Origin of the sequence: Halovenus salina (genome assembly GCF_026410925.1) — an archaeon.
Classification (GTDB): domain Archaea; phylum Halobacteriota; class Halobacteria; order Halobacteriales; family Haloarculaceae; genus Halovenus; species Halovenus salina.
The window spans coordinates 408,694-420,712 of sequence record NZ_CP112972.1 but is presented as its reverse complement, the minus strand read 5'-3'; the positions used below and the strand labels follow the sequence as shown (position 1 = coordinate 420,712).

Here is a 12,019-nt window from a genome sequence, read left to right as displayed (position 1 = left end):
TGACCGTGGGGTTCCGTGGACTGCTGTAGAGCAGGCGAATTGGTCTCCGGTTCAGAGAAGATCTGCGTCGTCGAGGCGGTCGATAGCTTCTGCGAGGCGGTCTTTGCTGTTTGCATACGAGATACGGGCATAGCCCGGCGTGCCGAAGGCACTTCCTGGAACAGTGGCGACGTGGGCCGTCTCGATGGCGTCGTCACACCAGGCTTGGTCGTCTTCGGCCACGGGGACCATCATATAGAACGCGCCCTCTGGCTCGACAATATCGATACCGTGGTCGGCAAACGCCGACAGCAGGAACTCGCGGCGCTCGGCGAAAGCCTCGACCATCTCGTCTATCTCCTCGTCGACATCTTCCAGTGCAGTGATACCCGCCCGCTGCACGAAGTTAGTCGCACACGAGACGGAGTGACTATGAACCTTCCCTGCCTGCTCGATGACGCCCTCGGGTGCGGCAAAATACCCTAGCCGCCAGCCGGTCATCGCATACGACTTCGAGAACCCGTTGAGGGTCACTGTCCTGTCTGCCATCCCCGAAAGCGCTCCGATACTGGTCATCTCCACACCGTTATAGGTTATTTCGCTATATATTTCGTCAGAGATGACCGTGAAGTCGTGGTCGACGGCGAGGTCTCGGACTGCTTCGAGCGCGCTTTCGCCGTAGACTGCACCGTGGGGGTTGCCCGGCGAGTTGAGCACCAGAAGCGTCGTCTCGTCCGAGACCGCCTCGGTGAGTGCCGGAATCGCTGGTTCGAGTGCAAAGTCGTGAGCCGCGGTGTCGACTCTCGTCAAATCGCCGCCCGCGAGTTTAGTCATTGCCTCGTAGGAGACCCAGGCGGGGTCGAGGAGGACGACTTCGTCACCGTCGTCGACGAGCGTCTGGAACACCTCGAAGAGGGCCTGCTTGCCGCCCGGCGTGACGATGATATCCTCGGGGTCGTAGAAATCTAGCCCGTCCTCGGCGAGGGAGTCGGCGATTGCCTCGCGGAGTGCTGGCACTCCGTTCGAGGTCGTGTAGCCGGTGTGGCCCGCCTCCAGGGCACTCTCGGCGGCGTCTTTGATTGGCTGTGGCGTATCGAAATCGGGTTCGCCGACACTCAGATCGACGACGTCGACGCCGTCGGCTTCGAGTGCCGAGGCCTTGTTGCTGATCGCAAGCGTTGCGCTGGGCGATACACGTTCGACTCTGTCCGCGTAGGTGAACTCTCTCATGTATGGTCTCCGGGTGGTTCGAGGGTGGTGGCCAGGTCTATCGCGCTCGCTACGGCGGCTGCGCCGTGGTCAACCCGTGCCTGTGCTTCGTCGTGACTCATATCCGGACCGATGATACCCAGAGTTACGGGTGTGTCACGGTCGAGACTCACGTCAGTCAGTCCCTGGGCTGCCGCGTCGGCGATGACTTGGTCGTGGTCAGTGTCGCCGGTGATAATAGCCCCGATGGCGACAACGGCGTCGATATCGTCACGTCTCGCCAGTCTGTCGGCTGCAAGCGGCGTGTCGTACGAGCCGGGCACCTCTATCGTCTCGACAATCTCGGCGTCCTGTCGGTCTGCCTCCTCGCGTGCGCGAGACTCCATCTCGGCCGTTACCGGACTCTCTTTGTTGAACTGGGCAACCACCAGCCCCAAACGTACCATGTTTGCGAAGGGGGTACGGTGGCGTATAGAACTACCGCTCTCGGCAGGACTCACGGCAACGATTTTTGTACGGGGGCGGCAAAGTAGCCAGTATGAGTTTAGACGACCATGCCGAGGAACTCGCCTCCAGCCTCGGCGTTGACAAAACGGAGGTCAAAGGGAAACTCGAAAATCTGGAACAGTACGGTGTTCCGATAGACGAGGCAAAAGAGACGGTCCGCCGGAACTACAGCGACAGTGAGTCCACCGGTGGAGGGGAGATAGCAACCAAATCAGTCGCCGACGTCTCGACTGCCGACTCCAGGGTCGACACCACGGCGACAGTGCTCTCGGTCGGCAAGCGCTCTATCCAGTACAACGGCGACCAACAGGTCATCTTCGAGGGCGAAGTTGCCGACCAGAGCGGGAAAATATCCTACACCTCCTGGGAGGATTTCGACCTCCAGCCCGGAGAGACGGTTCACCTGGGAAACGCAGACGTTCGTGAGTGGGAGGGACACCCGGAGCTGAATCTCGGGGATTCGACGAGCGTCGAACGCGTCGAAGACGACCTCGACATCGAGTACGAGGTCGGCGGCGACGCACGCCTGGCGACGCTGGAGCCGGGCGACCGCGGCGTGAACGTTGAGGTACAGGTCCTCGATGTCGAGGAGAAACAGATCAACGGGCGCGACGGCGAGACCGAGATTCTCAGCGGCGTCCTCGGCGACGAAACGGGGCGTCTCCCGTTTACCGACTGGGAACCCCGGAGCGAGCTATCGGCCGGCACCTCCGTCCGAATCGAAGACGTGTTCATCAGAGAGTTCCGCGGCGTCCCGTCGGTCAACGTTTCCGAGTTCTCGACTGTCGAGGCCCTGGAGACGCCCGTCGAGGTGGCAGACTCGGGCACGCAGTACCAGATTGGCGACGCAATCGAGACCGGCGGCATGTTCGACTTGGAGGTGACGGGAAACGTCGTCGCAGTCCGTGACGGCTCTGGGCTCATCGAGCGCTGTCCCGACTGTGGCCGCGTCATCCAAAGCGGCCAGTGCAGAAGCCACGGAGCCGTCGACGGCGAAGACGACCTCCGGGTCAAGGCAATCCTCGACGACGGAACCGGAACCGTGACAGCTATCCTCGACGAGGAAATCACGGCTGAAGTCTACGGCGGCGACCTCGATGACGCACGGGAGCACGCACGCGAGGAGATGGACCGCGAGGTCGTCGCAGACAGTATCCGCGACAGCATCGTGGGCCGGGAGTTCCGCGTCCGCGGGACACTCACCGTCGACGACTACGGCGCGAACCTGGAGGCGACCGAGTTCACGACCCACAGCGAGGACGCGAAGACACGTGCCTCGCGCCTGCTGACGGAGGTTGAGGCATGAGCGAGTCAGAAGACGACGGTGCCGGCCAGCGTGAGGTCGCGTACCGGCTGTTCGCGACCGAGTTCGAGGACGCAGATCTATCGTACTCGGCGGGTGACGACGACCGCTCGCCGAACTACGTCATCACGCCGACTGGCGCGCGGGTCAATCGACTGTTCGCTGTCGGTGTGTTGACCGAAATCGAGCCGGTGAGTGATGACGTACTGCGCGGGCGCGTGGTCGACCCGACAGGAGCGTTCGTTACGTACGCAGGCCAGTATCAACCGGACGTCCAGGCGTTTCTGGAGCGAGCGGAGACGCCGATGTTCGTCGCGATGACCGGCAAAGCCCGGACCTTCCAGCCCGAGGACTCCGACCAGGTCTACAGCTCCGTCCGGCCCGAAAGCATCAACGAAGTAGATGCAGAGACCCGAGACCGCTGGACAGTCCAGACGGCAGAGCAGACACTCGAACGAATCGGGACGCTCGGGACCGCGATAGAGCTCGAGGAGTCTGGAGACGCCCTCGAAGCGGCGTTGCTCGACGGCGGCGTCAGCGAGGGGATGAGTGTCGGTATTCCGCTGGCTCTGGAGCATTACGGAACAACACCGACGTATCTCGACCGACTGCGAGACGTGGCTCTGGATGCCGCACGCGTCGTCGCAGATGAGAAAGACGAGGTCACGTCGCTGGATGAATCGCCGGATGAGCCTGGACCCGTGTCAGTGAGTGAGATTGCGGATGCCGGGATTGAGATATCTGCCGCCGCGGAGCCTCCCGCAGGCGAGACGAGCCAGGACACCTCGACTGCAGAACCGGAAGGAGCAACGATATCTGACGAACAGGCGTCACCAGAGCAGACTTCAGAGGCCGAAGTGCACGAGGGCGGTAGTGAGACGACGGTCTCCGAGGAGGAGACAGCCGCGGCTGAGACAACGACCCCGAGCCAGGAGACTGCCGCAGTCGAGCCCGAGGACGAGGAAGCCAACAACATCGAGGACAGCGCGGAGACGACGGTAGTCACCGACGAAACGCCAGCGACGGAGTCTGTGTCCGACGAGGAGCCAACGGACTCCGGGGCTGACGAGGAGCCAGTGGATTCCGGAACTCTCGACGGTCCGGGCGAGTTCGACCCCGAGGAGTTCGAACTCGAAGAGGAGACCCGACAACAGGTCGAAGAGGAGTTCGGAACAGAGTTCCAGACCGGAACAGAGGTCAGCGACCCTGGAGAAGCCGATATCGAGACCCCGGCAGCTGAAGACGCACAGGAAGAGGAGTCGGAGACGACGGCCCCTCCGGAGGAGACGGAGACACAAGCGGACTCAGAAACGGCAGAAGAGATGAAAGTAGACAGTGTAGACGAGCCAGATGATATGCAGTCGACGGTCGTCTCCGTGATGGGCGAACTCGATGAGGGAAGCGGCGCAAGCAGAGAAAAAGTCATAGAGGAGATGACAGAACGATACGGCGTCGACGCCAAAGAGACCGAGTCGGCAATCCAGGACGCACTGATGGACGGTGAGTGTTACGAGCCCGACGACGGAACGCTCAAACCAATCTGATGGGGGTCGAGCCAGTACCGGAGCGTCCCGCGGCGACGGTCGATACCGCCGAGGGTCGGCTGCTCGTCGTAGCCGATTATCACGCCGGTATCGAGACCGTCCTCAGAACGGAGGGTGTCGAACTCGACAGCCGAGGCGACCAGCGCCGTGAGCGACTGCTCGGCCTCGTCGAGCAGACATCTCCTGACAGGCTGGTCGTGCTCGGCGACCTCGTCCACGCTATCGGCGACCCGTGGGACGCAGAACGCGACGAACTCGGGGAGCTGTTCGACCAGCTTTCGGTACCGGTAACGCTCGTCAAGGGAAACCACGACGGCGATATCGAGCCGTTTCTCGACACGGTCGACCACGACCTGACCGTTACGCCGACCGAAGGCGTCCGGGTTGGGGATGTCGGATTCGCCCACGGCCACACCTGGCCGAGTGAGCCAGTCCTCGACGCTGATTTTGTCTGTGTCGGCCACGAGCATCCCGTCGTTAGGCTCGAAGACCAGGTCGGTGGCGGTCGGGTCGAACGGGTCTGGCTCAGAGGCGGGCTTGATGACTCACCGTTCACAGACCGTGACTACGAGGCCAGTATCGACGGTGAGCTCGTGGTGTTCCCGGCCTTTAACGACCTGTCGGGCGGGACGTGGGTCAACGTCGAAGGTCAGGACTTTCTCTCGCCGTTTCTGCCTGATGGGCTTGCTCAGGGCGAGGCCTACCTGCTCAATGGAACGCGGCTCGGGCGCTACGAGACGGTGTAACAGCGAGAGATTAAAGCACCTCATCGTGCTATCATTCCCCATGAGCGTCTCAGGACCATGTGCAATCTGTAACAGCGCTAGCGTCGAATACACCTGCAACCGATGTGGACAGCTCGTGTGTGAGGACCACTACGACGAGTCGACCGGCTACTGTGTAGAGTGTGCCGCCGAGCTCGGCCAGACAGAGAACATCCCGGAGAGTGGCGAGATGCCCGACGGCGTCGATACCTACGAGTTCTGAGAGCGGTACTCGTTGAGTCCGTGCTTGAGGTTTTTGGCTGCCTGGCCGGCTGCGTCGAAGAAATTACCTCTCGCGTTCTCGCCGGCGAAGATGATGCCACGCGAGGAGTTCACAAGGCCGACGCCGTCTGCGAGACCGTGTTCGACAGCAGCCTGCTCGTCGCCGCCCTGTGCACCCACTCCCGGAACGAGGAAAGGAAGCTCCGGAGCGAGTTCGCGGATTTCTTCGAGTTCCTCGGGCGCGGTCGCGCCGACGACGAGGCCGACGTTGTCGTGATTGTTCCACTCCCCGGCCAGGCTGGTCACGTGTTCGTAGAGGGGCTCGCCGGACGCGAGTTCGAGGTCCTGGATAGCAGCAGCGCCGGTGTTCGAGGTACGTGCCAGGATGAAGATGCCCTTGTCCTCCCGCGAGAGGAACGGGTCCAGTGCGTCGCGGCCGAGATAGGGATTCACCGTGATGGCATCGACCATATCGAGCACCTCGGCGTACTGGCGGGCTGTGTTGCCGATGTCGCCGCGTTTTGCGTCCAGTAACACCGGGATATCCTTCCCGTGTGCGTACGCGACCGTCTCACGGAGCGCTCGCCACCCGTCGCCGTCCTCGTAGAAGGCAGCATTTGGCTTGTAGCAGGCGGCGTGTTCGTGAGTTGCGTCGATAATGCGGCGGTTGAACGCCCATCGGGGAAGATCAGCATCCTGTACCGTCTCGGGAAGCCGATTCGGGTCCGGGTCCAGCCCGACCGAGACGACGCTGTTGACGCGTTCGATACGTTCACCGAGCCAGTCGAAAAACGGAGCAGACATATTCACCGGTCGACCGTGACGCGATATGAAGCTTGCTGTCTCTCGTCTTAAGGGCGTTCGACGCGCACGCCGTCGGCTGTTCCGATGTGGATTTCGTCGGTACAGTCGACAAACAGGCCGTGCTCGACGACTCCAGGGAGTCGACTGAGGTCGGCTGCGAGTGCGCCCGAATCAGATATCTTGCCGAAGTCACAGTCCAACACGAGGTTGCCGTTGTCGGTGACGACAGGGCCGTCTTTCCGTTCGGCATCGCGCAACACTGAATCGCCGCCGAGGTCGCGGACCTGTGTGGCGACCGTGCTCCGAGCGTCCGGGAGTACCTCGACTGGGACCGGATGGTCAAGCGTCTCTGCGGTTTTCGATGGGTCGACCACGATGACGAGTCGCTCGGCGGCAGTGTCGACGACTTTCTCGCGGGCGTGGGCAGCGCCGCCACCCTTGACTAGCGTGGCGCCGGAAACCTGGTCGGCCCCGTCGATTGCCAGGTCGGGTGTGGTCTCGTCGAGCGACGTGAGTGGGATACCGTGCTCGCGGGCGAGTTCCCGCGACTGGAACGAAGTTGGAATACCACGGACGGAGAGCCCATTGTCGACGCGCTCGCCCAGGGCACGGATTGCCTGTGCGGCAGTGCTTCCGGTTCCCAGTCCGATGGCCATCCCGTCAGTCACCAGCTCGGCGGCGCTTTCCCCGGCCGTGCGCTTGAGAGCGGACTCGTCTTCAGTCATACTCGTCCCCAGCCGTGGGTCCCACAAAAGGGTTCCTCACCGGCGGAATCTGAAAGCTCTTAGTGTGTGGCCCCGCCGAACACGTCTATGGACGACGCACTGGGTCCACCCGAGAAGATGACCGAGCGACGCGACGACCTGACGCCGATGATGACCCAGTATTTCGAGCTCTGTGAGCAGTATGACGACTCGCTGGTCCTGTTCCAGGTTGGGGATTTCTACGAGGCGTTCTGTGCGGCAGCCGAGACCGTCGCGCGTCGCTGTGAAGTGACGCTTACGAAACGCGAGGATTCGACCGGCCAGTACGCGATGGCAGGGCTCCCAATCGACAACGCAGAGTCCTACGTCGAACGGTTGCTCGAAGCCGGCTACCGCGTCGCGGTCGCAGACCAGGTCCAGGACCCCGAGGAGACGACAGGGGTTGTCGACCGGGCGGTCACGCGGGTTCTCACGCCGGGGACGCTGACCGAAGACGAACTGCTCGACGGCGACCGGAACAACTACGTCGGGGCGCTCGCCGCCGGTGATGCGTATGGACTGGCGGTACTCGATGTCTCGACCGGCGAGTTTTACGCCACGAGTGTCGAGGGCAAGAGCGCGGTCACAGACGAGCTGAGTCGATTCGCCCCGGCAGAGGCAGTTCTGGGGCCAGACGCGTCTCCCGACACGTTGCCCGACCGCTGTACCGTGAGCAGGTTCGAGGACGACGCCTTCACGAAACAGCGTGCGACAGACATAGTCGAGCAGTATTTCGGCTCGACCAACACGTTGCTGTCGACCGACGAGACGCGGGCTTGTGGGGCATTACTCGCGTACGCCGAGTACGTCCGGGGCGGCGAAGACGGGAGGCTCGACTACCTCAACCATCTCACTCGGTACGACCCCAGAGAGTACATGCTTCTCGATGCGGTCGCCCTGCGAAGCCTCGAACTGTTCGAGCGCCGGACAGTTCACGGCCACGAGAGCAGAACGCTCGCAGCAGTCATCGACGAGACAGCGTCGGCACTTGGTCGGCGGACGCTCGACGACTGGCTCCGTCGACCCCTCATCGACCGCGATGATATCGCCGCACGCCACGACGCCGTCGGCGAACTCCGTGACGACGTGACGACACGCGAGAACGTCTACGACGAGCTCAGGGATGTCTACGACATCGAGCGGCTTATCTCTCGGATTGCCAGAGGCCGAGCAAACGCGCGCGATCTCCGCTCGCTCAAAGAGACACTCGATGTGGTACCACGACTGACCAGCCACCTCGACGGTGCTGACTGTGAGACACTCCAGGCGCTTCGGGAACGACTGGACCCGCTGTCGGAGATTCGCTCGCTCATCGACGACGCAATCCAGGAAAACCCGGACAGGGAGATAACCGAGGGTGGTATCCTCAAGCCTGCTTTCGACGAGGAACTCGCCAGACTGCGAGAGACCGAACGCGACGGCAAAGCCTGGATAGACGACCTCGAAGCGGACGAGTGCGAGCGGACGGGTATCGACTCGCTGAAGGTCGGTCACAACTCCGTCCACGGCTACTACATCGAGGTGACCGACGCAAACCTCGACCGTGTCCCCGACGAGTACGAACGCCGCCAGACGCTGAAAAACGCCGAGCGGTACTACACACCCGCCCTGAAGGAACGCGAAGACGAGATACTCAGGGCCGAACAGCGGGCCGACGAGCTGGAGTACGAACTGTTCTGTTCCATTCGTCAGCAGGTCGCAGACGAGTCCGAGCGCATTCAGGAACTCGCCGACGCCCTGGCAGAGCTCGACGTGCTCGTCTCCTTTGGGACTGTCGCAGCCGAGCACGGCTACTCCCGGCCCACCGTCGGCTCCCCGCCAGGCTCGAACGAGCAGTTTACCGTCGATGGCATCCACATCGAGGAGGGTCGCCACCCGGTCGTCGAACGGACCGAGGAGTCGTTCGTCCCCAACGGAACAGTGCTCGACTCCGAAGACCGAATCGCGGTCGTGACTGGTCCGAACATGAGCGGAAAGTCGACCTACATGCGCCAAGTCGCGCTCATCTCGATTCTCGCACAGGCCGGGAGTTTCGTGCCGGCGAGCGAGGCCCGACTCCAGATTGTCGACCGCATCTTCACACGCGTCGGTGCCAGCGACGACATCGCAGGGGGCAGGTCGACGTTCATGGTCGAGATGACTGAACTCGCGGATATTCTCGACAACGCCACCAGGCGCTCGCTGGTCCTTCTCGACGAGGTGGGGCGCGGGACCAGCACCGCCGACGGGTTCGCGATTGCGCAGGCGGTGACCGAGCACATCCACGACGAGGTCGGTGCGCTGACGCTGTTTGCGACCCACCACCACGACCTGACGCACGTCGCGGACGCGCTCGACTGCGCGTACAACCTCTATTTCAGGACGCGACAGAGCGACCAGGGTGTCCACTTCGAACACGCCGTTGAGCGGGGCGCTGCCGACGCTTCCTACGGTGTCGAGGTGGCTGCGACAGCCGGTGTCGACGTGCACGTTGTCGACCGGGCCCGCGGGCTTCTCGGCGGCGAGTCCGAACGACGACAACGGGCCCAGCAGGACACGACGGCGGCCACCCACGACGCCAGCGTGTCATCCGCTCCGGAGACAAACGGTGAACCAGCCAGCATCGGTACCGGGATAGCTAGACAGGGCGACCAGCAGACGGCGACCGACGCGGGCATCTCCGAGGAGATATACCAGACACTCACTGCCGTCGATATCGCGACGATGACCCCGCTGGAGGCGATGAACGTTCTCTCACAGCTCAAGCAACAAATCGAGGAGATTGGCGAGCGACAGACGGAGTAAGCTCGCATCTGGTGTCCTTGGGTTTTTTGCGTTACGGCGAAATGTACACGACGATGGCCGAGCGACGACAGTACACCGGGACGCAGCGACTCCAGATAGCCTGGTCGGTGGGTATCGGTGTAGCTATGGCTCTGATTGTCGCACTCGATTTTGCAATCGGCCTTCCGTTCTCTTCGCTCGTGGTGGCACTTGTTCTCACAGTGGTGTGGTTCGTCGGACTCGGCGGCTTGGGTCTTCGGGAACGTAGCCAGTGGAACAACATGGTCGAACAGTCCTCGTTTACCCGCCAGATTGGGCCTCACACCACAGACCTGGAAAAGATTGTCCAGGGCCGCTCGGTGACCGTTTCGACGGCCGTACAGGGAGTTCTCTCACAGACACACACCGAGGTCAAGACGGTAGTCAACGATGTCGATGCGTCGTTTACCGTCGAGTTCGAGCGTGACTCTGGCGGGGAATCTGAGGGTGGCGTTCCAACAGGGAACGAGGAACTCAACGACAACTTCGTCATCAAGGGGACCAGCGGAAACGTCGACAGAATCCTCACTCCCGAGGTGGCGTCCGCGCTGCTCTCTTTCGAGACGCCTGGGATCTGTACGGTGACCGGAGACGCCGTCACCTACGAGGTTCCGTTCACGGCGCTGACTGCCGACGAACTGGAGACAATTGCAGAGGCACTTGTCGTTATCGCCGCGCGCGTTGAGGAAGTGGGACAGACAGCGTAGCTATTCGTCGGGGGGTGAAAGCGAAACGTACTCCAGTCCGTGTCTGTCGAGCAGGTGGTGGGCACTGTCCGTGAGCGACGGCGCGACCAGAATACCACGCACCGCCATCTCGGCGTGGAGGTCGCGTTTCAGTGCACCGACGTAGCGGTTGAGCTGACTCACAGCGTCTGGACCGACCCGTCGGCGCTTGAGTTCGACGACGACCGCATTCCCGCTGTCGTCGACGCCGTAGATATCCACGGCTCCCGCTGGAGTCTCGCGCTCGGTTGCACGTGGCTCGAAACCGTCCTCGACTAGCGACGGCTCCGAGAGGATACGCTCGCGCAGATCTTCTTCAGTTCCCTGCAACGAGAGGTCCTGCTCGTCGGTCACGTGATAGGCGACCACGTGTGTGACGGCGCTGAACTCGACCGTGAGCTCTTCCTCGGGATTGTCCCGGTAGCTCTGGACCACCAGGCCGTCGTCGGTTGTTGTCTCTTGTGTACAGCCGGGCGGTTGCCAGTTGACCGGCTGTTGACCTTCCTCTGTATGGACGAGGACGGTGCCGTCTGGTTTGAGAACCACCAGCCTATCACCGGACTCAAGCGTGCTGGATGCCCGTCCGTCGTACTCGACCCGACACCGCCCGAAGACAGTGACCATCATCTCCTCGTCGATTCCCGTTTCGACGATTTCCCGAGCGCGGTCACTGCCGGGTAGGGTCGCAGTGAGTGTCTTGCTCGCGCTCACACCGCTCTCTATCCGATGACCCCACTAAAGAACACTGTTGTCTCGGTTACTGGGCGAACAGGTGACACGACCGAACCGCGACGTGCTGTGTCACACGCTGCGTGACACGCCGCGGTAGTTCTCAGCGCATGCCGGCTGTGGTCTCGTCATCACGTATAAATGCTTGCCATACGGCGGAACTGAACAGCGACCGTTCGAACGAGCGCAGAGACCTGTTGGGAGAGAGCATGCGCACTCGCCGGGTTCATGCCCTCAGACACTGCGTCGAGTATCTCCGCTTTCAGTCCCCGGTGACTCCGGCGGAGGTGTCGAACCTCGCTCAGCGACGAAACAGGGACCAGCACACCTTCTGTCGGTTCGGCAGGCGGGTCGAACAGCCCCGTCCCAAACCAGAGCGGGACGAACACGTCGACGCCGCACGGTCGAATCTGGTAGACGATTTCTGTTGTTTGCATGTCGAGACCCCGATTCTCTGGAAAGGAAGGTATCGGACGCCAGTCGATGGCGGCTAACTCCTCTATCGGATGGTCGGTACTGAGTACTGAGTTGAGAACGCCATCGCGGGCCCCCCACCCAGAGCGGTACCACTCCACTGTACTGGAGCCGACGACACAGGCGACGGCGCGTTCACTCATGTGACACCTCCGAGCCGGCAATATGCCGGTCCCGCGTCGGGTCGTAGACGATATCACACCAGCGCTGCACA

General features: G+C 62.2%; 12 protein-coding genes. 6 read left to right on the top strand and 6 right to left on the bottom strand.

Annotated elements, in window-relative coordinates; all coding sequences use genetic code 11:
- Nucleotides 1-51 precede the first annotated feature (51 nt).
- Together OSC37_RS02005 and ribH are read right to left on the bottom strand one after the other, a co-directional pair.
- On the bottom strand, nucleotides 52-1,209 hold the full coding sequence (locus OSC37_RS02005) for a pyridoxal phosphate-dependent aminotransferase (RefSeq protein ID WP_267162935.1): 1,158 nt from the start codon (nucleotides 1,207-1,209) through the stop codon (nucleotides 52-54).
- Nucleotides 1,206-1,634 carry a 6,7-dimethyl-8-ribityllumazine synthase gene (gene ribH / locus OSC37_RS02000; RefSeq protein WP_267162934.1) on the bottom strand — a complete coding sequence of 143 codons (429 nt, stop codon included), beginning with the start codon at nucleotides 1,632-1,634 and terminating at the stop codon, nucleotides 1,206-1,208. The genes OSC37_RS02005 and ribH overlap by 4 nt, the downstream gene beginning before the upstream one ends.
- Before the next feature lie 92 nt (nucleotides 1,635-1,726).
- Between ribH and OSC37_RS01995 the strand changes: the two genes are divergently transcribed.
- From OSC37_RS01995 to OSC37_RS01980, 4 genes are read left to right on the top strand one after another with little or no spacing between them, the layout of a single operon-like run.
- On the top strand, nucleotides 1,727-3,001 hold the full coding sequence (locus tag OSC37_RS01995; RefSeq protein WP_267162933.1) for a Single-stranded DNA binding protein: 1,275 nt from the start codon (nucleotides 1,727-1,729) through the stop codon (nucleotides 2,999-3,001).
- The gene (locus OSC37_RS01990) at nucleotides 2,998-4,542 is read left to right on the top strand and encodes a hypothetical protein (protein WP_267162932.1); all 1,545 of its coding nucleotides are present in this window, start codon (nucleotides 2,998-3,000) and stop codon (nucleotides 4,540-4,542) included. Before OSC37_RS01995 ends, OSC37_RS01990 begins: the two co-directional genes overlap by 4 nt.
- Nucleotides 4,542-5,288 (top strand): metallophosphoesterase, encoded by a 747-nt coding sequence (locus tag OSC37_RS01985; RefSeq protein WP_267162931.1) that lies wholly within the window; start codon nucleotides 4,542-4,544, stop codon nucleotides 5,286-5,288. Before OSC37_RS01990 ends, OSC37_RS01985 begins: the two co-directional genes overlap by 1 nt.
- Before the next feature lie 40 nt (nucleotides 5,289-5,328).
- Complete coding sequence (locus tag OSC37_RS01980; protein ID WP_267162930.1) at nucleotides 5,329-5,529, top strand: hypothetical protein; 201 nt, start codon at nucleotides 5,329-5,331, stop codon at nucleotides 5,527-5,529.
- Here OSC37_RS01980 and pyrF read toward each other — a convergent pair.
- Entirely contained in the window at nucleotides 5,517-6,332 is an 816-nt protein-coding gene (gene pyrF, locus OSC37_RS01975) for an orotidine-5'-phosphate decarboxylase (protein WP_267162929.1), read from the bottom strand. The genes OSC37_RS01980 and pyrF overlap by 13 nt on opposite strands.
- Nucleotides 6,333-6,379: 47 nt before the next feature.
- The gene (gene rpiA / locus OSC37_RS01970; protein ID WP_267162928.1) at nucleotides 6,380-7,057 is read right to left on the bottom strand and encodes a ribose-5-phosphate isomerase RpiA; all 678 of its coding nucleotides are present in this window, start codon (nucleotides 7,055-7,057) and stop codon (nucleotides 6,380-6,382) included.
- Nucleotides 7,058-7,144: 87 nt separating this feature from the next.
- Here rpiA and mutS point away from each other — a divergent pair, with 87 nt between their 5' ends.
- Together mutS and OSC37_RS01960 are read left to right on the top strand one after the other, a co-directional pair.
- Nucleotides 7,145-9,859, top strand: coding sequence for a DNA mismatch repair protein MutS (gene mutS, locus OSC37_RS01965; RefSeq protein WP_267162927.1), 2,715 nt, complete (start codon nucleotides 7,145-7,147; stop codon nucleotides 9,857-9,859).
- 53 nt (nucleotides 9,860-9,912) lie between these two features.
- The gene (locus OSC37_RS01960; RefSeq protein WP_267162926.1) at nucleotides 9,913-10,584 is read left to right on the top strand and encodes a hypothetical protein; all 672 of its coding nucleotides are present in this window, start codon (nucleotides 9,913-9,915) and stop codon (nucleotides 10,582-10,584) included.
- On the opposite strand, the gene nucS is transcribed toward OSC37_RS01960, so the two are convergent.
- Nucleotides 10,585-11,313 (bottom strand): endonuclease NucS, encoded by a 729-nt coding sequence (gene nucS, locus OSC37_RS01955; protein ID WP_368409524.1) that lies wholly within the window; start codon nucleotides 11,311-11,313, stop codon nucleotides 10,585-10,587.
- Nucleotides 11,314-11,462: 149 nt separating this feature from the next.
- The gene (locus tag OSC37_RS01950; protein WP_267162925.1) at nucleotides 11,463-11,948 is read right to left on the bottom strand and encodes a hypothetical protein; all 486 of its coding nucleotides are present in this window, start codon (nucleotides 11,946-11,948) and stop codon (nucleotides 11,463-11,465) included.
- Nucleotides 11,949-12,019 lie beyond the last annotated feature (71 nt).